Genomic DNA, 25,064 nt, shown 5'->3' on the forward strand with positions numbered 1-25,064 from the left:
CTCGACGCAGATCGCCACGCGCTCATCCGGGCGCACGCCGAGGCTCAGCAGGTGGTGTGCGAGCTGGTTGGCGCGGCGGTTCAATTCACCGTAGCTGAGGGCCTCGCCTTCAAACAGTACGGCGATTGCGTCCGGCTGTGCGGCCGCCTGCGCTTCGACTTGGCTGTGGATCAGCGCGCTGTCGGCAAACACGGCGTCGGTGCTGTTCCAGTGGTGCAACAGGTGTTGGCGCTCGGTGGCGGGCAAAATGCCGAGGCTCTGCAATGGCGCATCCGGCGTTTGCTCAAGCGCGACCACCAGGCTTTCCAGCGCGGCGTGCAAGTAGTGCGCAACACGCGCGGCGCCGATCCCGACATCCGCCAGAATCGTGATATGGAAGTCGTCGCCGAGGTCATCAAGGTTGACGGTCAACGGGTAGTTGGTGCGTTCTTCCGCGCCCAAGGCTTGCATGCCGGCCCAGGCGGACTCGGCTTCGGCGCTGCCGCCAGAGGCACTGTGACGGTAGTTGAGCATCGCGCTGAACAACGGCGTCGGGGTTGCCACGGCGCTGCAGCGCTGGGCCAGGGCCAGCGAGGCGTGCTCGTGTTTAAGCAAGGCGGTCAGGCGATCATGTGTCAGCTTGAGGCCGCTGCGCACACTTTGCTCGCCCACGCTGACGCGCAACGGCAAGGTATTGATGAACATCCCAAGGGCACGGTCCGAGCCCTCGCCCGCGTGCATGCGCCCCAACAATACGGTGCCGAACACCACTTCGTGGCGGCCAGACACCTTGCCCAGCACCTGCGCCAGGGCCAGGTGCATCACGCTGGCGGCACTCACCCCGAGTTGCCGCGCCTGCGCACGCAGCCGCTGGCTCAGGCCGGGCTCAACCATCAAGCGGCTTTCTTCGATGCCGTGGCCGTCGCCCTGCACGTCCTGCAGACCGAACGGCAGGGTTGGCTCGTCGATGTCACCGAGCATCTCGCGAAAGAACGTTTCGTGCTGTTGTTCGCTGACCCCAAGACGCGCCTGCGCTACATAGTTGCGGTACGGCACCGGCTCGCCCAAGTGCTCGGTCAGCCCCAGCAGGAACGCCTGCATTTCGCGCAACACCACGTCCATCGCGGTGTGGTCCAGCGCCATGTGGTGAAACAACAGCACGGCCACCCAGCGCTGGTTCGGCGAGTCTTCGGCGAAGGCCACACGCATCATTGGCGCCTGGCGAATATCCAAACGGTAAGTGCGCGCATCGAAGCGCGCTTGCAGTTGGCTCAGCACGTCACCGTCACGCGGCGCCAGGTGCACCTCTTCGCTGACCAGCGTGGCCTTGCGCAGCACCACCTGTACCGGTTCATCGAGGCTTTCCCAAACCACGGTGGTGCGCAAAATGTCATGGCGCTGCACCACGTATTGCAGCGCCTGAGTGAAGCTTTCAAGGCGTTCGCGGCTGTCAAAAGCGTAGTGCGCTTGCAGCAGGTAAGGGTCGCCCTGTTCGGCGGACAAATGGTGGTACAGCATGCCTTCCTGCAACGGCGCCAGCGGATAGATGTCCTTGACGTTGCCCACGCCACCGGGCACAGCCTCGACGATGCGGTCGATGCTGGCTTGATCGAGCGCTGCCAGCGGCAGCATCTGCGGGGTGATGCGATACGCCGGGCTGACCCAGTCACCACCGTTGCGGCCAATCAACTCAAGCAATTGCGCCTTGTGCTTGCGCAGGTTGTCGAACAGCTCATCGTCGAGCCCCTCATCGTCGCCCAGGATAACCAGGTCATCCCCTTCACGTTGCAGGTGGATCGCGTGGGTTGAAAGAACTGCCATCAATTCGCTGAAGTGCATTTTGTAACCTGCTTAAGATTCGGAAACGGTGACGAGAAAGTCCGGCTTCAGATGCAACGTAATGTCCGAGCGTCGAACAGCAGCGTTTGGGCCTTCATGGGCCAAATGCTGTAGCCGTCAGGTTCAAAAAGAGCATGGGTTGAGCGCGCGCTCTGGGGCTTCCCACTGCGCAGGAAAACTAAAACATCGGTGGGGAGGTGTCTGTCATAGGAAGCAGGGACAACTGCGGGGGGGCAAGGTGTTCGCAGGCAAAACGCGAGCCTTGGTGTGTGGCGGTTTGACGCTGTACCTGGGCAATGCAAAGCGCCTGGTCGGCCCGAAGGCCGCCAGGCGCGTTGATTAAATCCGGCGTTTGCGTTCGAGCGTCGGCACGCTCGACTGCGGCACCTCCAGGTGTTCTACCTTGCCGACCGCCGCGGCCATGCCGGCCAGCGTCGGCTGCGCCAACAGCACGCGCAGGTCGGCATCCAGGCCTTGCTTGCGCATCTGCTCCACCAGGCTGACGGCCAACAATGAATGCCCACCCAATTCAAAGAAGTGGTCATGCCGCCCCACCTGCTCTACCTTGAGTACCTGCGACCACAACTGCGCCAATGCCACTTCCACCGGCCCTTGCGGCGCCTCGTAAACACGGCTCAGCAACGCCTCATGGTCCGGCACCGGCAGGGCCTTGCGATCGACCTTGCCGTTGTTGGTCAGCGGCAGGCTGTCCAGGCGTACATAGGCCGAAGGCACCATGTATTCCGGCAGTTGCCCCTGCAGACGCGTGCGCAGCACCTCGATGTCCAATGCCTCACGCTCGGTGAAGTAGGCCACCAGACGCTTGTGCCCCGGCGCGTCCTGGCGCGCGAGGACCACGGCGTCCTTGACGCCTGGGCAACCGGCCAGGCGGGTTTCGATTTCTCCCAGCTCGATACGGAAACCGCGGATTTTCACTTGCTGGTCGTTACGCCCCTGGTACTGCAACGTACCGTCGGCGCGCCACGCCACCAGGTCGCCGGTGCGGTACATCAGGCCGCCGCCACTGAACGGGTCGCTGAGGAACGTCTGCGCCGTCAGCTCGGCACGGTTCAAGTAGCCCAGCGCAACACCCTGGCCACCGACATACAGCTCGCCGGTGACACCCACCGGCACCGGTTGCTGATGGTTATCCAGCACGTAGGCGCGGCTGTTACCAACTGGCCGCCCGATAGGAATGCTGCCCTCGTCCGCCCGCGTAATCCGGTGGGTGGTCGAGAACGTCGTCGCCTCAGTCGGGCCATAACCGTTGAGCAAGTGCTGCGGTGCGCCCTCCTTGAGCACGCGCACAATCACGCTGGGGTCGAGCACGTCGCCACCGACGATCAGGTAGCGCAGTTGCGCGAACACCGGCAACAGCCCTTCGGCGTATTGATGGAACAAGCCTGCGGTCATCCACAACACGCTGACCGATTGCGCCTGCAACAGCTCGGCAAAACCGCTGCGGGACAACAGCACGTGCTGATCGACCACTACCACGCGCCGCCATTCAGCAGCGGCGCCCACACCTCCAGCGTACTCGCGTCGAACGCCGGGTTAGATGCAAACGCCACACGGTCATGCGCATTGAACTCGGCATAGCCGTTGTTGATCACCAACCGCGTGATCGCCCGGTGTGGCACCAGCACGCCTTTGGGCGTGCCGGTGGAGCCAGAGGTGTACATGATGTACGCCGCGGTCTCGGCGCTTTGCTCAAGCGCCGGGTTATGCAACGGCGAGTGGTCTAGGTTCAGGCCATCCAGGTCGACGCGCGGCACGTCAAACGTCAGCGTCTGATGTGCGTGGCTGAGCAGCAACGCCGCCGCGCTGTCGCTGACCATAAAGGCTTGGCGTTCAACCGGCGCATTGATGTCCAGCGGCACATACACTGCCGCGCATTTGCTGATTGCCAGTTGGCTGACCAGCAGGTCAATCGAACGCGCCAGCGCCACTGCAACGCTCGCGCCTGGCTTGACGCCAAGGCCGATCAAGTGATGCGCCAGACGGTTGGCACGCGCGTTCAATTCGCCATAGCTGACGCGTTGTTCGCCATGCACCGCGGCCAGCGCGTCCGGGCGAGCCTGTGCCTGCGCCTCGAACACCCGGTGCAGCGGTTCGCTGCTTGGGTAGTCACGTTGCGTCGCGTTGAATGTCTGCACCAGTTGCAGGCGTTCGTGTGCCGGCAGAATCGACACGCGGCGTGTGGCCGTATGCGGTGCCTGCTCCAGCGCGTCCACCAAACCGTTCAGCACGTTGCACACATACCCGAGCACGCGCTGGGCGCCCACCGAACGCGGTGCCAGGGCATTGACCCGGAAGTCCTCGCCCACGTCATCCACCGACAGGATCAACGGATAACTGTCGACCCCTTCGCCGCCGAGCATTTCAATGCCTTCCCACGCGGCGCGCCGGCCTTGGTTAACCGTGGTCGAACCGTGACGGTAGTTGAGCAACGCGCTGAACAACGGCGCCGGTGCGGCCACGCCACTGCAACGCTGCGCCAGGGTCAGCGAGGCATGCTCGTGCGCGAGCAATTGGCTCAACGCCACGTGGGTGTGTTTCACCGCCGCGCTGAGGCTTTCGTCCGCCAGGCGCACGCGCAGTGGCAAGGTGTTGATGAACATGCCCAACGAACGATCCGCACCGTCACCGGCCTGCAAGCGGCCGAGCAACACGGTGCCGAAGACCACGTCGTCGCTGGCCGACACCGCGCCCACCACCTGCGCCCAAACCCAGTGATACAGGCTGGCCGCACTCACGCCCAACTGCCGCGCCTGCTGACGCAACCGCTGGCTGAACGCCGCGCCCAACCAGTGCTCCGCCTCTTCGCTGGCATCGCGCGCAGCGTCGATCTGTTGCACCCCGAACGGCAGGGTCGGTTCATCGACATCGCCCAGCATCTCGCCGAAGAACCCCTCATGGGCGCGCGGTCCTTGCCCTGGCGTGCCTGTGCCACGTAGTTGCGGTAAGGCACCGACGCCCCGAGCTGCTGCTCGTGCCCGCTCATGTGCGCTTCGATTTCTTGCGCCAGCACGCCCATCGACGTTGCGTCGTTGACCAAGTGGTGAAACGAAAGCATGCCGACCCAGCGCTGCTGCTGCGGGTCGTGCGCAAACCCGAGGTGCATCATCGGTGCGCGGCGGATGTCCATACGGTGGCGGTTAAGGCTGAAGTGTTCACGCAACTGCGCCAGCACATCGCCGCGTTGCGCGACGAACTCTTGCACGTCCAGCGGCGCCTCACGCCACACCACTTGCACCGGTGCTTCCAGTTGCTCCCAGAACAGCGCGGTACGCAATATGTCGTGACGCGCGATGACCTGTTGCAAGGCCTGCGCGAACGCGTCGAAGCGTTGGCGGCTGTCAAACGCGAACAGCACATGTTGCTGGTACGGGTCGCCGTGTTCGGCGCTGATGTGGTGATACAACAGGCCTTCCTGCAACGGCGCCAGCGCATAAATGTCCTGCACGTTGGCGACGCCACCCGGCACGCTGGCGACGATACGCTCGATGCTCGCCTGATCCAGTGTGGCCAGTGGCAACAGGTCCGGCGTGATATGCGTGCAGTCGTGGGCAATGCGATTGGCCGGTACGGCCACTTCGTGGTCGGCGCCCACCGCGGCCGCCAGCGCCGCCAGGGTTGGCTGGCTGAACAGCACGCGCACGTCAGCCTGCAAACCGGCCTGGCGCATACGCTCAACCAAACCGACCGCCAGCAACGAATGCCCGCCCAACTCGAAGAAGTTGTCGTGACGGCCCACCTGTTCCAGCTTGAGCACGTCCGCCCATATCTGCGCCAGGGTAGTTTCCACCTCGCCGCGCGGCGCTTCATAACCACGGCTGAGCAGCGCGTCCAGCCCCGGCTCCGGCAACGCCTTGCGGTCGAGCTTGCCGTTGGCGGTCAGCGGCAGGCTTTCCAGGCGCACATAGGCGGCCGGCACCATGTACTCCGGCAACTGCGTTTGCAGCCAGTTGCGCAGCACCTCGATGTCCAGCGGCTGAGTCTCGGTAAAGTAAGCCACCAAGCGCCCTTCACGCGCCAGCACCACGGCTTCGCGCACCTGCGCATGCTCGCCCAGGCGGGTTTCGATTTCACCGAGTTCGATACGCACACCACGGATTTTTACCTGGTCGTCGTTACGGCCCAAGTAATCCAGGGTGCCGTCCGCCAGCCAGCGCGCCAAGTCACCGGTGCGGTACATGCGTGCAGCCGGGTTGCTGCTGAACGGGTCCTTGAGGAAACGTTCGGCGGTCATTTGCGCACGGTTCAGGTAACCACGTGCCACCCCGGCGCCGGCCACATACAGCTCGCCCGCCACACCCAATGGCACCGGCTGCTGATGTTCATCAAGCAGGTACACCTGGGTATTGGTCACCGGCTTGCCGATGTGCAACACCTGGCCGGCCTCAACCCGCCCGGACGTGGCGACCACCGTGGCCTCGGTCGGGCCGTAGTTGTTGACCAGGTTAAAACGCTGCGGCGTGTTGAACTGACGCAGGCGGTCACCGCCGATCAACAGGGTCTTGAGGGTCGGGTGTTCAAGGTTCTGGCTGAAAGCATATTCGGCCACCGGCGTCGGCAGGAAGCTGACGTCAAGCGGCTGCGCCATCCACCATTCAAGCAGCGCATCGATGTCTTCACTGCCGTCTTGTGCCGGCGGCAGGTACAGCGTCGCCCCCGAGCACAGCGTCGGCCAGACTTCCCACGCCATGGCGTCGAAGCCAAAACCGGCGACGCTGGAGGTGTTGCTGGCGTGCGTCAGGTCAAACGCATCGCAGTGCCAATCCACCAGGTTTTCCAGCGTCTGGTGTTCCACCATCACGCCTTTGGGCAAGCCGGTGGAGCCGGAGGTGTAGATCACGTAGGCGAGGTTCGCAGGGGTCAACCCGTAGACTTGCGGGTTGCCCTTCGTCGGGCCTTGCCACAGGCGGCTGTCCAGCTCGAGTACCGGCACCGTCACCGCTGGCAGGCGCTGGGCCAGCGCCGGTTGGATCAACACGGCCACCGGCGCGCTGTCGCTGAGCAGGTAACTCAAGCGCTCCGCCGGGTGCGCCGGGTCAATCGGCACGTACGCGGCACCGGCCTTGAGAATCGCCACCAGGCCGACGAGCATTTCCAGGCTGCGCCGGGCACAGATCGCCACACGGTCATCGGGCCGCACGCCGAGTTCGATCAGTTGGTGTGCCAACTGGTTGGCCTGCCGGTTCAGCTCGGTATACGTGAGGCTTTGCGCCTGATAGACCGCTGCGATTGCATGCGGGTACAGCGCCACTTGCAGTTCGAAGCGCTGGTGAATGGTCAAGCCGTGCGCGTAGTCGAAACGCGTGTCGTTGAAGCCTGCGAGCAGTTGCTCGCGCTCGCTGGCGGGCAGGATCGACAGGCTGTTCATCGGCGTCTGCGGCGCGTGCTCCAGCGCCTCGACCAGTTGTTCGACAACGATGTTCACATAGTCGCAGATACGTTGCGCACCAATTGAGGTCAGCGCCAGCGCACTCAGGCTGAAGGCCTCGCCCAAATCGTTGACGCTCAGGGTCAGCGGGTAGTTGGAGCGCTCGCGCGAGTGCAACATGTGCATGCCTTGCCACGCCTGCACCACCGCTTGACTGACCTCGGCGCTGTCGGTCGGCGTATGCCGGTAGTTGAATAATGCACTGAACAGCGGCATCGATTGCGGCACGCCGCTGCAGCGTTGCACGTGGGCCAACGATGCCAGCTCGTGAGCGAGCAAGCCCGAGAGTCGCGCATGCGTGGTTTTGACCGCGTCCAGCACCCCGACCTGTGAGATGTCGACGCGCAACGGCAAGGTGTTAATGAACATGCCAATCGCACGGTCGGCGCCTTCACCGCCCTGCAAGCGGCCCATCATCACCGTGCCGAAGACCACCCGCTCGGTGCTGGCAACCACCCCCAACACGCGGGCCCAGGCCAAGTGAAACACGCTGGCAGGCGTAACCCCGTTTTTTCGCGTGAGTGCCCGCAGGCGCTGGCTCAGGCCGGTATCAAGGGCCAAATCGACCTCATCGATGTCGTAACCATCGGCGCGCACATCGCGCAGCGCAAACGGCAGCGTCGGCTCGTCGATGTCGCCGAGCATGTCACGGAAAAACACCTCGTGTTCCTGCTCACGGCTGGCGAGGCGCGTTTGCACCACATAGTTGCGATACGGCACCGACGCACTCAGCGTGTCGCCCTCGCCCATCAGGAAGGCTTGCATCTCACGCCACACCACGTCCATGGCCATGTGGTCCATGATCGTGTGGTGGAACAACAGCGTGGCGACCACGCGCTGGCCAGCCTCGTCCTCGGCGTAGACCAACTGCATCAGCGGCGCGCGGCTGACATCCAGGCGGTGGCGGCGCGGGTCAACCTGCGCCGCCAGTTGCTCGGCAATATCACCGTCGCGCGGGTCAAGGTGCAGCGCCCGAACCTGCATTTGGGCCTTGCGCCACACCACTTGAACCGGGTGTTCCAGGCCTTCCCAGACAAACCCGGTACGCAATACGTCGTGGCGGTCGATCACCTGCTGCAACGCCTGCGCGAAGCACTGCATACGCTCAAGGTTGGCAAAGGCGAATTGCCCTTGCTGGATGTAAAGGTCGCCCTCTTCGGCGCTGATATGGTGGTAAAGAATGCCCTCTTGCAGCGGCGCCAACGGGTAAATGTCTTGCACGTTGGCCGCCCCGCCCGCAACGGTCGCGACGATGCGGTCGATGCTCGGCTGGTCCAGCGTCACCAGCGGCAGCAGGTTCGGCGTGATGTGCGTGCAGCCCTGCGGAATAGCGTTCGCCGGCACCGCGACCTCGCGCCCGCTGCCCACGGCAGCCGCTAGCGCTGCCAGCGTCGGCTGGTTGAACAGCACGCGAATGTCGCGCTCAGGCCTGCCTGGCGCATGCGCCCGATCAGGCCGACCGCCAACAGCGAATGCCCGCCCAGCTCGAAGAAGTGGTCATGCCGACCGACTTGTTCAACCTTGAGCACCTCGGCCCAGATGTTCGCCAGCCGTGTTTCGACCTCACCTATGGGTGCTTCATAACCCCGGCTGATCACCGACTGCATGCCCGGCTCCGGCAATGCCTTGCGGTCCAGCTTGCCGTTGGGGCTGAGTGGCAACTCAGCAAGAACCACATAAGCCTGCGGCACCATGTAGGCCGGCAGATGCTGCTGCACATGCTCGCGCAGCGCTTCAACATCAATCTGAACCTGCGCCTCGCGTGGCGTGCAATAGGCGACCAGACGCTCGTCGCGCACCAGCACCACGGCCTCTTGCACGCTCGGATGCGCCGCCAGACGCACTTCGATTTCACCCAGCTCGATGCGCAAGCCACGCAGCTTGACCTGGTCGTCATTGCGCCCCAGGTATTCCAAGGTGCCGTCAGCCAGGTAGCGCACCAGGTCGCCGGTCTTGTACAGGCGCCCGCTACCGCTGAACGGGTCCGGCAGGAAACGTTCGGCCGTCAGGTCATCACGCCCCAGGTAACCGCGTGCGACACCGGCGCCGCCGATGTACAGCTCACCGGCAACGCCAATCGCCACTGGCTGCAAGCGGCTGTCGAGTACATAGGCACGCGCGTTGGCGATCGGCCTGCCAATCGGCACCGATTCCACCACAGCGTTGCCATCGCAGGTCCATGACGTGCTGTCGATGGTCGCCTCGGTAGGCCCGTACAGGTTGACGATGCCGTGAGTGGTCAGCGCGCGGGCCTGCATCGCCAGTTGCGGTTCCAGCGCTTCACCGCCGCTGAACAGGTAACGGCACTGCACCGCAGGCGCTGGCAGTTGCACCAACAGGCGCAACAGGCTCGGCACAAACTGCGCGACGCTGACCTGCTGCTCGACCAGCGTGCGCGCCATTTGCTCGACATCCCTTGAAGCGTGCGCCGGCAACAGCACCAGGCGCGCGCCGATGGCCAGCGGGGTCCAGATCTCCCAGACCGACGCATCGAAGGCCACCGAGGTGCGCTGCAAGATTCGCTCGTTGGCATCAAAACCAAAGGTGCGGGCCTGCCAGGCGATGTGGTTGACCAGCGAGCCGTGTTCGACCATCACGCCTTTGGGGCGGCCGGTGGAACCGGAGGTGAAGATCACATACGCGAGGTCGTTCGGGCCTGCCACCGGCGCCGGGTTGTGAGTCGGCTGATTCAGCAAATGCTCAGCGTCCACGTCAACCAGCGCAATCGCGCTGCCCGCCAGCACCGCGCGGGTCGGCGCATGCACCAGCACCGCCAGCGGCTGGCTGTCTTCCAGCGCAAACGCGAGGCGCTGCGCCGGGTACTCAGGGTCGAGCGGCACGTAGCAGGCACCGGATTTGAGGATGCCGAGTAACCCGACAACCATCTGCGGGCTGCGCTCCATGCAGATCGCAATACGCGTGTCCGCCTTGGCGCCGAGGCTTTGCAGGTGATGAGCAATCTGGTTGGCGTGCTGATTCAGTTCGGCATAGCTGACGGCGTGGTCACCCAGCACCAGCGCAATGGCGTGCGGCGTTTGACGCGCATGCGCCTCGATCATCTGCACCACGCTGGTGTCACGCGGGTAGTCGGCGTCGCTGGCGTTGAAATCCACCAACAGTTGGCGGGTTTGTGCCGGTGACAGAATCGACAGGCTGTCCAGCGAGCGCTGTGGCGCGTGCTCCAGCGCATCCACCAGTTGCTCGATAAGCGTGACCAGAAAACCGCAGACCTGTTGCGGATCGACAGAGGCGACCGTCAAGGCATCGAGGCTGAAGCCCGCCCCCAAGTCATTCACACTCAGGCTTATCGGGTAGTTGGTGCGCTCCTCGGACGTCAGAAAGCGCATGCCGCGCCATGCCTGCGCGATGTCGGCGCTGATCGGCGTATCCGTCGCCGGGCTATGCCGATAGTTGAGCAGCGCACTGAACAGCGGCGTCGATTGCGCCACCCCGCTGCAACGCTGCACCAACGCCAGCGACGCGTGTTCGTGGCCGAGCAGGCCAGTCAAGCGTGCATGGGTCGCCTTGACGGCGGCTTGCACGCCCAGGCCATCGATGTCGACGCGCAGCGGCAGGGTATTGATGAACATGCCCAGCGCGCGATCAGCGCCATCGCCGCCCTGCATGCGGCCCATCAGCACGGTGCCGAACACCACCTTGCGTGAGTCGGCAATACTCCCGAGCACCTTGGCCCACGCCAGATGGAACAGGCTGGCAGCGCTGACCCCCAACTGGCGCGACCGAGCCCGCAGGCGCAGGCTCAACCCGGCGTCGAGGGTAAACGACGCCTCACGAATGGCATGCCCTTCTTCTTGTACATCCTGCAAACCGAACGGCAGCGTCGGCTCATCAATGTCGCCGAGCATGTCACTGAAGAACGCCTCGTGCTCTTGCTCACTGAGGCCCAAACGCGCCTGCGCCACGTAGTTGCGGTATGGAATCGGCGCCGCCAGCGGCTCGGTTAGCCCGAGCAGGCTGGCCTGCATTTCTTCGCTCACCACTTCCAGCGCGGTATGGTCGAGTGCCAGGTGATGGAACAACAGGATCGCCACCACGCGTTGGTTGGCCGCGTCCTCGGCATACACCAGGCGAATCAGCGGCGCCTGGCTGACATTCAGGCGGTAATGCCGCGCATCGAAACGCGCGTGCAACTGGCCCAGAATGTCGCCGTCAGCCGGGTTGAGGTTGACCTCTTCCACCGGCAAACGTGCCTCGCGCCACACCACCTGCGCCGGGCTGGCCAGGTCTTCCCAGACCACGCCGGTACGCAGGATGTCATGCCGGTTGACCACGTGTTGCAAGGCTTGGGCGAAGTCCTGCACGCGCTCAACGCTGTCGAATTCCAGTTGCGACTGCAACAGGTACGGGTCGCCCTGCTCCGCCATGATGTGGTGGTAGAGGATGCCTTCCTGCAACGGCGCCAGCGCGTAAATATCCTGCACATTGGCCACGCCGCCCGGCACCGTTGCAACGATGCGGTCGATGGCCGATTGATCAAGGTCCGCCAGCGGCAACAGCTCGGGCGTGATGCGCTGGCACTCAGGCGTAATCAGGTTGGCCGGCACCCTCACTTCACGGCCGCTGCCCACCGCCGCCGCAAGGGCCGCCAGGGTGGGTTGGCTGAACAGCACGCGCACGTCGGCGCTGAGGTTGGCCTGGCGCATGCGTTCGATCAGGTTAACCGCCAGCAATGAGTGGCCGCCGAGTTCGAAGAAGTTGTCGTGACGACCGACTTGCTCGATTTTGAGTACATCCGCCCAGATGTGTGCGAGAACATTTTCCACTTTACCTTGCGGTGCTTCGTAACCTCGGCTGAGTAGCGCGTCTTGATCCGGCAGCGGCAGCGCCTTGCGGTCGACTTTGCCGTTGTTGGTCAGCGGCAGGTTGTCCAGGCGCACATAGGCGGCGGGCACCATGTAATCCGGCAACTGCGCTTGCAAATGGTCGCGCAGTGCTTCGATTTCAACGTTGGCACGCTCAGTGAAATACGCCACCAAACGTTTGTTTCCTGGCTCGTCTTCACGCGCCAGTACCACCACGTCCTTGACCTGCGGGTGTTCGCCCAAAAGGGTTTCGATTTCACCGAGTTCGATGCGGAAACCACGGATCTTTACTTGCTGGTCGTTACGCCCCTGGTACTGCAAGGTGCCGTCGGCACGCCAGGCCACCAGGTCGCCAGTGCGGTACATCAAGCCAGCGGCGCTGAACGGGTCGGCGAGGAATTTCTCTGCGGTGAGGTCCGCACGGTTCAAGTAGCCCAACGCTACGCCTTGGCCGCCGATATACAGCTCGCCAGTGACGCCCACCGGCACGGGTTGTTGGCGCGCATCCAGCACGTAGGCGCGGCTGTTGCCGACCGGGCGGCCAATCGGAATGCTGCCCTCGTCTGCCCGTTTGATTTCATAGGTGGTCGAGAACGTAGTGGCTTCGGTCGGGCCGTAGCCGTTGAGCAAATACTGCGGTGCGCCGTCTTTGAGCACCCGCGCGATCACGCTCGGGTCGAGCACATCGCCACCGACAATCAGATAGCGAAGTGTCGCGAAGATCGGCAACAAACCCTCAGCGTATTGATGGAACAAACCGGCGGTCATCCACAGCACATTCACCGCTTGAGCGCTGAGCAAATCGGCAAATGCCTGTTGCGACAGCAGCACGTCATGATCGACGACAATGACCGCGCCGCCATTCAGCAGCGGTGCCCAAACGTCGAGCGTACTGGCGTCGAAAGCCGGGTTTGAAGCGAAGGCTACGCGGTCATGTTGGTTGAACTCGGCGTAACCGTTGTTGATCACCAGGCGCGTGATTGCCCGGTGCGGCACCAAAACACCTTTCGGCGTGCCAGTGGAGCCGGAGGTGTACATGATGTACGCCGCTGTCTCGGCTGATTGCTCGATTGCCGGGTTGTGATCAGGCGAGTGGCCAAGGTCCAGAGTGTCCAGATCCAGACGATGGGCGCCCTCGGGCACCTCAATCGACGTCGCCGTGAGTAACCAGTGCGCACCGCTGTCCTGAATCATAAAGCCCTGACGCTCGGCGGGCGCGTTGACGTCCAACGGTACGTAAACCGCTGCGCACTTACTGATCGCCAACTGACTCACCAGCAAATCCACGGAACGCTCCAGCAAGATCGCCACGCTGTCACCGGGGACCACGCCCAAACTGATCAGGTGATGCGCCAGTTGGTTGGCGCGCAGGTTCAACTGCGCATAGCTCACAGACTGCTCGCCATGCACAACCGCCAGTGCATCCGGCGTGGCGGCGACACGCGACTCAAATAGCGCATGAATCGCTTGCGTATCGGGGTAAACACGCGCCGTCGCATTAAATTCGCCCAGCACTTGTTGGCTTTCCGCCGCCGGCAACACGGCCAATTGGTCCAACGGCGTATTCGGCGCCTGTTCAAGTGCCTGCACCAACTGCTCCACCGTGGTCAGCAGATAGTCGCACATCCGTTGGGCACCGATCGGCGACACCACCAACGCACTGAGATTAAATTGCTCACCCAAGTCATCCACGCTCAGCGTGATCGGGTAGTTGGTGCGCTCCTCGGCATGCAAAAAGTACATGCCGTGCCACGCCTCGTCCGTTGCAGCGGCGGCGTCCGCCACGGCGCTGTGCCGGTAGTTGAGCAACGCGCTGAACAACGGCGTGCTGGCCGGCACGCCGCTGCAACGCTGGGCCAATGCCAGCGAAGCATGCTCGTGCCCGAGCAACGCCGTGAGGCGCGCATGCGTGGACTTGACCGCTGAACGCACGCTGGCGGCATCGACATCCACGCGCAGCGGCAAGGTGTTGATAAACATCCCCAACGCGCGGTCGGCGCCTTCACCGCCTTGCATGCGGCCCAGCAACACGGTGCCGAACACCACGTGCTGGCGAGCCGACAAGCTGCCCAGCACCCGCGCCCAGGCCAGGTGAAACAGGCTGGCGGCACTCACGCCTGCCAGGCGCGCTTGCTCTCGCAGACGCAGGCTCAAGCCGACCTCCAACAAGTGCGTGGCTTCGCCTACGCCATGCCCATCGCCCTGCACGTCCTGCATACCGAACGGCAAGGTGGGTTCGTCGATATCGCCGAGCATCTCGCTAAAGAACCGCTCATGCTCCGCGTCCGTGCTGCCCAACCGCGCCTGCGCCACGTAATTGCGGTACGGCACCGCCTGGCCCAGTTGCTGTGCCTGCCCGAGCAGGAACAGACGCATTTCCTGTTGCACCACGTCCAACGCGGTGTGGTCCATGACCAGGTGATGGAACATCAGCAACGCAACCACACGCTGGTTGGCCTGGTCGTGCGCGTAGTGGATGCGCATCAGCGGCGCCTGGGTCAGGTCGAGGCGATAATGCCGCGCATCAAAACGCTCGCGTAACTGCGTCACGACGTCCGCGCCCGAGCTGTCGGGCAGCATTTCCTGGACCGCCAGGCGAGCCTTGCGCCAGACCACTTGCACCGGGTTTTGCAAGCCTTCCCAGACCAGGCTGGTGCGCAAGATGTCGTGGCGGTCGATTACCGCCTGCAGCACTTCGGCAAACGCCTGGAAACGCTCAAGGTTGTCAAAGCCATAGCTCGATTGCAGCAGGTATGGGTCGCCGCTTTCGGCACGGATGTGGTGGTAGAGCACGCCTTCCTGCAACGGCGCCAACGGGTAAATATCCTGCACGTTGGCCACGCCGCCGGGTATTTGCGCAACGATATGCTCGATGGCTGCCTGGTCCAGGCTGATCAGCGGCAACAGCTCGGGCGTGATGCGCTGGCACTCAGGCGTAATCAGGTTGGCCGGCACCGTCACTTCGCGGCCACTGCCGACCGCCGCCGCGAGGGCTGCCAGTGTGGGTTGGCGGAACAGCACGCGCACGTCGGCGCTGAGGCTGGCCTGGCGCATGCGTTCGATCAGGTTAACCGCCAGCAGCGAATGGCCGCCGAGTTCGAAGAAGTTGTCGTGACGACCGATTCGCTCGATCTTGAGTACGTCCGCCCAGATGTGTGCGAGAACGTTTTCCACTTCACCTTGTGGCGCTTCGTAACCACGGCTGAGTAGCGCGTCTTGATCCGGCAGCGGCAGCGCCTTGCGGTCGACCTTGCCGTTGTTGGTCAGCGGCAGGCTGTCCAGGCGCACATAGGCGGCGGGCACCATGTAATCCGGCAACTGCGCTTGCAGATGGTCGCGCAGTGCTTCGATTTCAACGTTGGCACGCTCGGTGAAATACGCCACCAAACGTTTATGCCCTGGCTCGTCTTCACGCGCCAGTACCACCACGTCCTTGACCTGCGGGTGTTCGCCCAAAAGGGTTTCGATTTCACCGAGTTCGATGCGGAAACCACGGATTTTTACTTGCTGGTCGTTACGCCCCTGGTACTGCAAGATGCCGTCGGCACGCCACGCTACCAGGTCGCCAGTGCGGTACATCAGGCCCGCGTCGCTGAACGGGTCGGCGAGGAATTTCTCTGCGGTGAGGTCCGCACGGTTCAAGTAGCCCAACGCTACGCCTTGGCCGCCGATATACAGCTCGCCGGTGACGCCCACCGGCACGGGTTGTTGGCGCGCATCCAGCACGTAGGCGCGGCTGTTGCCGACCGGGCGGCCAATCGGAATGCTGCCCTCGTCTGCCCGCGTGATTTCATAGGTGGTCGAGAACGTAGTGGCTTCGGTCGGGCCGTAGCCGTTGAGCAAGTGTTGCGGTGCGCCGTCTTTGAGCACCCGGGCGATCACGCTCGGGTCCAGCACGTCGCCGCCCACGATCAAGTAGCGCAGCTTGGCGAAAATCGGCAACAGACCCTCGGCGTATTGATGAAACAGGCCAGCGGTCATCCACAGCACATTGACTGCTTCAACACTGAGCAAATCGGCAAATGCCTGTTGCGACAGCAATACGTCATGATCGACGACGATGACCGCGCCGCCATTCAGCAGCGGTGCCCATACGTCCAGGGTGCTGGCGTCGAAAGCCGGGTTTGAAGCGAAGGCTACGCGGTCATGTTGGTTGAACTCGGCGTAGCCGTTGTTGATCACCAGCCGCGTGATTGCACGGTGCGGGACCAGCACGCCTTTGGGCGTGCCAGTGGAGCCGGAGGTGTACATGATGTACGCCGCTGTTTCGGCTGATTGCTCGATTGCCGGGTTGTGATCAGGCGAGTGACCAAGGTCCAGCGTATCCAGATCCAGACGACGGGCACCCTGGGGCACCTCAATCGACGTCGCCGTGAGTAACCAATGCGCGCCGCTGTCCTGAATCATAAAGCCCTGACGGTCGGCGGGCGCGTTGACGTCCAGCGGCACGTAAACCGCTGCGCACTTACTGATCGCCAGTTGGCTCACCAGCAAATCCACGGAACGCTCGAGCAAAATCGCCACGCTGTCGCCCGGTTGCACACCTAGGCCGATCAAGTGATGCGCCAACTGGTTGGCCCGCGTATTCAGCTCGGCGTAGGCCACGCGTTGCTCGCCCTGCACAGCGGCCAGCGCCGCCGGTTGTGCGCTCGCGATTGCTTCGAAAATCGCGTACACGGTCTTCGCTGCCGGAAACTCCCGAGCCGTGGCGTTAAAACCTTCCACGACCTGCGCGCGCTCATCCGCAGGCAATATCGCCAGTGAGTGCAGCGGCGTATTGCACGCTTGCTCCAACGCCTGCACCAACTGTTCCAGTGCCTGCTGCACAAACCCGCACACGCGTTGCGCGCCGACCTGTGCAAGGGTCAACACCGTCAGGCTGAAACCGTCGCCCCACTCGTCAACGTTCAAGGTCAGCGGGTAGTTGGTGCGCTCTTCGCCGCCGAGCCCTTGCATGCCTTGCCAGGCTTGCAGCGCCGGCGTCGAGGGGTTGCCGGCGTGGCTATGACGGTAGTTGAGCAACGCACTGAACAGCGGCAACGGCGCCGCCACCTGGCTGCAACGTTGCGCCAGCGCCAGCGACGCATGCTCATGGCCGAGCAATGCGCTGAGGCGCGCATGGGTCTGGCGCACACCCGCACGGGCATCGCGGCTGTCCACATCAATGCGCAACGGCAAGGTATTGATGAACATGCCCAACGCGCGCTCAGCGCCTTCACCGCCAAGCATACGGCCCATCAACACGGTGCCGAACACCACATTTTGCTTGCCGGTCACACCGGCCAGGACCTGCGCCCACGCCAAGTGAAACACGCTGGCGGCACTCACCCCCAAGTGACGCAACTGGCTGCGCAGGCGCCGGTTCAGTTGCGGGTCAATCGCCAGGTGCGCCTCTTCGATAGCCTGCGCATCGCCCTGCACATCTTGCAGGCCGAACGGCAAGGTCGGTTCTTCGATGTCGCCCAATACGTCGCGGAAGAACGCCTCGTGCTCCTGCTCGCTGACGCCCAAACGCGCCTGCGCCACGTAATTGCGGTACGGCACCGGCTCCGCCAGTTCAGCGCTCGGGTCCAACAGATAGGCCTGCATTTCCTGGCTCACCACGTCCAGCGCGGTATGGTCCAGGGCAATGTGGTGGAACAACAGGATCGCCGCGATGCGCTGGTTGGCCGGGTCCTCGGCATACACCAGGTGCATCAGCGCGCCTTGGCCAGCTCCAGGCGATGGTTACGCGCCCCGAAACGCTGCTCCAGTTGCGCCAGCACGTCGCCGTCTGCCGAGTCCAGCGGCACGCTTTGCACGCCCAGCTCGGCCTTGCGCCAAACCACTTGCACGGGTGATTCGAGGCCTTCCAGCACAATTGCCGTGCGCAGGATGTCATGCCGGTCGATCACGGCCTGCAAGGCCTGCACAAACACCTGCAAACGTTGCGCGTCGGCAAAGGCGAAACGCGCTTGCAACAGGTACGGGTCGCCCTGCTCGGCGCTGAGGTGGTGGTAAAGAATGCCTTCCTGCAACGGTGCCAGCGGGTAGATCTCCTGGACGTTGGCGGCGCCGCCCGGCACCGTGTCGACAACCCGGTCGATACTCGCCTGGTCCAGCGTGATCAAAGACAGCAACGACGGGGTAATGCGCTGGCAACCTTGTTGAATACGGTTCGGTTCTACCGTGACTTCGCGGCCTTGGCCAACGGCCGCAGCCAAAGCCGCCAGCGTCGGTTGGCTGAACAGCACACGCACGTCGGCGTTCAAGCCCGCCTGGCGCATGCGGCTGACCAGGCTCACCGCCAACAGTGAATGCCCGCCCAGTTCGAAGAAGTGGTCGTGGCGCCCCACGCGCTCAACCTTGAGCACCTCGGCCCAGAGCTGCGCCAAGGCGGTTTCGACCTCGCCCAGCGGTGCCACATAATCACGGCTGAGCAGTGCTTCCTGGTCGGGTTGCGGCAGCGCCTTGCGGTCCAGTTTGCCGTTGGCGGTCAGCGGCAGGCTGCCCAGACGCACGTAGGCGGCCGGCACCATATAGTCCGGCAGTTGCGCCTGCAGATAACTGCGCAGGGCTTCGATGTTCAGCGCAGTGCGCTCGGTGAAGTAGGCGATCAGTCGCCCGTCGCGGGCCAGTACCACCGCTTCCTTGACTTCGGGGTGTGCGCCCAGGCAGGTCTCGATTTCGCCGAGTTCGATACGCACGCCACGGATTTTCACCTGGTCGTCGTTACGCCCCAGGTAGTCCAGGCTGCCGTCCGGCAGCCAACGCGCGAGGTCGCCGGTGCGGTACATGCGCGCGTTCGGCGCGCTGCTGAACGGGTCGTCGAGGAAGCGTTCGGCAGTCATTTCGGCGCGGTTCAGGTAACCGCGTGCCACGCCGGCACCGCCGACATACAGCTCGCCGGCCACGCCCAACGGCACCGGCTTGAGTTGCGCGTCGAGCAGGTAGGCCTGCGCGTTGGCCACCGGTTTGCCGATGTGCAAGGTGTGCCCGGCTTCGATCACGCCGGAAGTCGCGACCACCGTGGCTTCGGTCGGGCCGTAGTTGTTGACCAGGGTAAAACGCTGCGCCTGGCTGAATTGGCGCAGGCGATCGCCGCCGATCAGCAAGGTCTTGAGGGTCGGGTGCTGCAGGTTCTGGCTGAAGGCGTACTCGGCCACCGGCGTCGGCAAAAAGCTCACGTCCAGCGGCTGGGCCAGCCACCAAGCGAGTAAGGCATCAATGTCTTCGTTGCCTTGCGCAGCCGGTGGCAAGTGCAGCGTTGCGCCTGCGCACAGTGCCGGCCAGACTTCCCAGGCCATGGCGTCGAAGCCGAAACCGGCGACGCTGGAGGTGTGGCTGCCCGGCTCCAGGGCAAACGCTGCGCAATGCCAGTTCACCAGGTTTTCCAGGGTCTGGTGCTCGACCATCACGCCCTTGGGCAGGCCGGTGGAGCCTGAGGTGTAAATCACATACGCCAGGTGCGCCGGGGTCAGGTCGGTGATGTGCGGGTTGTGCAGCGCCTCGTGTTGCAACAGGCGGCTGTCGAGTGGCAGCACCGGCACCTGCAAGGTCGGCAAACGCTCGGCCAGATCGGGCTGTACCAGCACCGCAACCGGGGCGCTGTCTTCGAGCAGATAGCCGATACGGTCCAGCGGGTGCGCCGGGTCGACCGGCACATAGGCGGCGCCGGCCTTGAGGATGGCGACCAGGCCCACCAGCGTTTCGAGGCTGCGCCGCGCGCAAATCGCCACACGGTCATCCGGCTGCACACCGAGCTCGATCAGTTGGTACGCCAAATGGTTGGCGTGTTGGTTGAGTTCGGCATACGACAGCGCCTGCCCGTCATACACCACCGCGAGCGCCTGCGGGCTACGCAGCACTTGCTGCTCGATGCGCTGGTGGATGGTCAGCCCGCGCGGGTAGTCGGCCTGGGTCTGGTTAAACCCTTCGAGCACCTGTTGACGCTCAGCCGCAGGCAACACCGGCAGTTGGTTGACAGGCACTGCCGCGCCCTGCTCCAGCGCTTGCACCAGATGCTCAAGGGCGGTGTGCATGTACGCACAGAAACGTTGCGCGCCGAGCATCGGCAGTGCCAGCACGGTGAAGCTAAAGCCGTCGCTGAGTTCATCGACACTCAGGGTCAGCGGGTAGTTGGTGCGCTCTTCGGTGTGGAAAAACTCGATGCCGCGCCAGGCGCTCTGTGCCTGCTCGGTGGCCGCGGCCGCCGCGCTGTGCCGATAGTTGAGCAACGCACTGAATAGCGGTTGTGGCGCGGCGACCGCGCTGCACCGTTGTGCCAGCACCAGCGGCGCGTGTTCATGCCCAAGCAAGGCCGTCAGCCGGGCATGGGTTGCCTTGACGGCGGCCTGTGCAGTTTGCTCAGCGATGTCGACGCGCAGCGGCAGGGTGTTGATCAGCATGCCGAGGGCATGCTCGGCGCCTTCGCCGCTGTCCATCCGCCCGAGGAACACCGTGCCGAACACCACCCGCTGGTTGCCGGTCACCGCCGCCAGCACCTGCGCCCACGCCAGGTGACACAGACTGGCGGTGCTCACACCTTGCTGCCGGGCCTGAGCGCGCAGGCGCACGCCCAGCGCTGCCGGCACTGCCAACGAGGCTTCTTGCAGCACGTTGCCATCGCCCTGCACGTCCGCCAGGCCCAACGGCAGTGTCGGCACGTCGACGTCGCCGAGCATCTCGCGAAAAAACGCTTCATGCTGCGCTTCGCTGACACCCAGGCGCGCCTGGGCCACGTAGTTGCGATACGGCACCGGCTTGCCGAGTTGCGCAGCCTGGCCCATCAGGTGCTGCTGGATTTCATGCTGCAGCACCGCCAACGCGGCGTGGTCGGAAATAATGTGATGAAGCATCAGCAAGGCCAGCCAGCGACCGTTGGCCGGGTCTTGCGCGCAGGCAATGCGAATCAACGGGGCCTGGCTGATGTCGAGGCGGTAATGCCGGGTGTCGAAACGCTGTTCCAATTGCTCGCGAATATCGCCATCGGCCGGGTCCAGCGCCACCTCTTCAACCACCAGGCGGGCGTGGCGCAACACCACTTGCTGGGGTTCTGGCAGCCCGTCCCAGAGCACCGCAGTGCGAAACGCATCATGCCGATCGATCACGTGTTGCAAGGCCTGGTTGAAGTCTTCCAGGCACTCGCGGTTGTGCATGCCGATCATGCACTGCAGCACGTACGGGTCGCCCTGCTGCGCAGACAGGTGATGGAACAAGATGCCCGATTGCAGCGGCGCCAGCGGGTAAATGTCCTGCACGTTGGCGGCACCGCCGGGGATGCACGCGACGATGCGCTCGATGCTCGGTTGATCCAGCGTCGCCAGTGGCAGCATGTCCGGGGTGATGTGCGTGCAGTCGGCGGGGATCAGGTTAGGCGGTATGCTGACCTGGCCTGCGCGTTCGGCGTGGTACTCACCGGCATTGATCAGCGCAATCAATGCCGCTTTGTGCTCACGCAGTGACGCCAGCACAGCGGGCTCCTTCAGCGCCTGCTTGTTGCCCTGCACAACGAGTTGATCACCCTTGACGGAAAGCTGTACGTCTTTTTCTTTCAATGTCGCCAACAGTTCGAGAACACTCACAGGACCATCTCCATTCTTTCTGTAATTTCGGCGTATTCCCAGAGCGTGGGTTGCTCGAACAGCGCCTTGACGTTCGCATCGATGCCTTCCTGGCGTAACCGCCCGATCAGGCTGACGGCCAGCAATGAGTGGCCGCCCAGTTCAAAGAAATGGTCATGCCGGCCAACCCGGTCAACGTTCAACAATTCGGCCCACAGCGTGGCCAGCGAGATTTCGGTGTCACCCACCGGCGCCTCATACTCACGGCCGCTCAACGCCGCCATGTCCGGCGCCGGCAGTGCCTTGCGGTCGAGCTTGCCGTTGGGGCTCAACGGCAGCGCCGCCAGGTGCACGAACACCTGCGGCACCATGTAGTCGGGCAATTGCGCCAGCAGGTGCGCGCGCAGCGCCGCAGTCTCGGCCGGTTCGCCGGTGTAGTACGCCACCAGGCGCTTGTCGCCCGGCACGTCTTCGCGGGCGAGCACTGTGGCTTCCTTGACCTGCGGGAATTCGCCGAGGCGCGCCTGGATTTCCCCCAGCTCGATGCGCAAGCCACGGATCTTCACTTGGTCGTCGTTACGGCCCAGGTATTCAATGTTGCCGTCGGGCAGGAAGCGCGCCACGTCACCGGTGCGGTACAGGCGGCCAGTGCTGAACGGGTCATCGAGGAAGCGTTCGGCGGTCAGCTCGGGACGGTTCAGGTAGCCACGGGCAACCTGCACGCCGCCGATAAACAGCTCGCCGCTGACGCCCAGCGGCACCGGTTGCAGGTGTTCATCCAGCACGTACAGTTGAGTATTGGCGATGGCCTTGCCGATTGGCGTGTTGTCCGGCGTGAGCGGCCCGCTGCAATCCCAGGCGCTGACGTCGACCGCGGCTTCAGTGGGGCCATAAAGGTTGAACAAGCCGCTGGCCGGCAGTTGCTGCTTGAAGCGGCGTACCACACTGCCCGGCAACGCCTCGCCGCTGCACATTACGCGCAACAGCCCGGCGGCCTGGCTGACATCACCGTGGGCCAGGAACACGTCGAGCATCGACGGCACAAAGTGCAGCGTGGTGACGCGTTCGGCCTCGATGATCTCGCACAGGTAAGCCGGGTCTTTGTGGCCTTCAGGGCGCGCCATGACCAGGCGCGCGCCGGTGCACAGCGGCCAGAAGAACTCCCACACCGACACGTCGAAGCTGAACGGGGTTTTCTGCAGCACTGTATCGCTGGCATTCAGGCCGTACGCTTCCTGCATCCACAGCAGGCGGTTGACCACCGCGCTGTGTTCGTTGATCACGCCCTTGGGCTTGCCGGTGGAACCGGAGGTGTAGATGACGTAGGCCGCGTGTTGCGGGCGCAACTCGGCAACCCTCGGGTTACTGGCCAGATGGTGCTGCCACGTGACGTGATCCAGGTCCACCAGCGGCACGCCGATGTCACCGAGCACATCACGCGTGGCACCCTCCAACAGCACCACCGCCGGGGCGCTGTCTTCGAGCATGTAGGCCAGGCGTTCCGGCGGATAGGCCGGGTCCAGCGGCACGTAGCTGCCGCCCGCCTTGAGAATCGCCAGCAAGCCCGTGACCATCCGATGGCTGCGCTCGACGCAGATCGCCACGCGTGAATCCGGCTGTACGCCGTGTTCGCGCAGGTGATGGGCGAGCTGGTTGGCGCGTTCGTTAAGCTGCCGATAAGTCAGGTGTTGCGCGCCCGCCGACACCGCGACGGCGTCCGGCGTGCGTAAAACCTGCGCCTCAAACAGGCCGTGCAGGGTCTGTTGCAGCGGGTAATCGCGGGCGGTGTCGTTGAACCCCGCCAGCAGGGTTTCGCGCTCTGCGGCCGGTAGCACCGCCAATTGCTGCAACGCGCTGTGCGGCGCGTGTTCCAGCGCGTGCACCAGGTTTTGCAAGGCCTGTTGCACATAGTTCAGCACACGCTGGGCATCCACCGCGACGGCCTGTACGTTCAAGCGGAAGCTGTCGCCTTGGTCATCCACGTTCAGGGCCAGCGGGTAGTTGGTGCGTTCTTCGCTGGCCAGCGTTTCGATGCCCACCCACGCATCACGGGTCTGGTGCATCACGCCGTCACTGGCGCTGTGACGATAATTGAGCATCGCGCTGAACAGCGGCGACGGCGCGACCACGCCACTGCAACGCTGCGCGAGCGAGAGTGATGCATGCTCATGCCCGAGCAATGCCGACAAGCGCGCGTGGGTAGCACGCACGCCCTCGCGCACGCTGTGTTGATCGAGGTCGACGCGCAGCGGCAAGGTATTGATGAACATCCCCAGCGCGCGGTCGGCCCCTTCGCCGCCCTGCATGCGCCCCACCAGTACTGTGCCAAATACCACGTTGTGCTTGCCCGACACAGCGCCCAACACACGTGCATAGGCCAGGTGGAACAGGCTCGCCACGCTGACACCGAGGGTGCGCGCCGCCGCCCGCAGGCGCAGGCTCACGTCGGCCGGCAGGGTGTGCGTGACTTCCGCCACGCTGTTGCCGTCGCTCTGCACATTCTGCAAGCCGAACGGCAGCGTCGGCTCATCAATGTCGCCGAGCATCTCGCGAAAGAACGCTTCGTGTTCCTGCTCGACAGCCCCAAGGCGTGTCTGGGCCACGTAGTTGCGGTAAGGCACCGCAGGCGCCAGCGGTTCGGTCGAACCCAACAGGCTGGCGGCCATTTCCCAACTGACCACCTCCAGTGCGGTGTGGTCCAGCGCCATGTGGTGGAACAACAGCACCGCCACCGTGCGCGCGTTGCGCTCATCAACGGCATAGGCCATGCGCATCAACGGTGCCTGGCTAACCTCCAGGCGGTAGTGCCGCGCATCAAAACGCGCGTGCAGTTGGCGCAAAATGTCGCCGTCAGCCGGGTCAAGGCTGACCTCCTCCACCGGCAACCTGGCGCTGCGCACTACCACTTGCGCCGGGGTGCTCAGCCCTTCCCAGACGATGGCGGTGCGAAGGATGTCGTGACGGTCGACCACGCCTTGCAACGCCTGAACAAACTGTTGCAAACGCTCAAGACTGTCGAACGCCATCTGCGATTGCAGCAGGTACGGGTCGCCCTGATCGGCGGTGATGTGGTGGTAGAGGATGCCTTCCTGCAACGGCGCCAGCGCGTAAATATCCTGCACGTTGGCCACACCGCCGGGTATTTGCGCAACGATATGCTCGATGGCTGCCTGGTCCAGGCTGATCAGCGGCAACAGCTCGGGCGTGATGCGCTGGCACTCAGGCGTAATCAGGTTGGCTGGCACTGTTACTTCACGGCCACTGCCGACCGCCGCCGCGAGGGCCGCCAGGGTGGGTTGGCTGAACAACACCCGCACGTCGGCGCTGAGGCTGGCCTGACGCATGCGCTCGATCAGGCTCACGGAGAGCAGCGAGTGGCCTCCCAGTTCAAAGAAGTTGTCGTGGCGACCGACTTGCTCAACCTTGAGCAGGTCG

At 63.9% G+C, this 25,064-nt stretch carries 2 protein-coding genes and 1 pseudogene; all 3 read right to left on the minus strand.

The window, feature by feature from the left end; genetic code table 11:
• Positions 1-1,818: condensation domain-containing protein (locus tag F0169_RS25680; RefSeq protein ID WP_152747986.1), on the minus strand; the 1,818-nt coding region annotated here is incomplete at its 3' end.
• Between the two features lie 339 nt (positions 1,819-2,157).
• Positions 2,158-21,650: pseudogene (locus F0169_RS25695) on the minus strand (amino acid adenylation domain-containing protein).
• Positions 21,647-25,064, minus strand: a 3,418-nt coding sequence (locus F0169_RS25700; RefSeq protein WP_152747989.1) for a non-ribosomal peptide synthetase, incomplete at its 5' end; no start/stop codon positions are given. The pseudogene F0169_RS25695 and the gene F0169_RS25700, both read right to left, overlap by 4 nt.

It is taken from the genome of Pseudomonas kitaguniensis, from assembly GCF_009296165.1.
Classification (GTDB): domain Bacteria; phylum Pseudomonadota; class Gammaproteobacteria; order Pseudomonadales; family Pseudomonadaceae; genus Aquipseudomonas; species Aquipseudomonas kitaguniensis.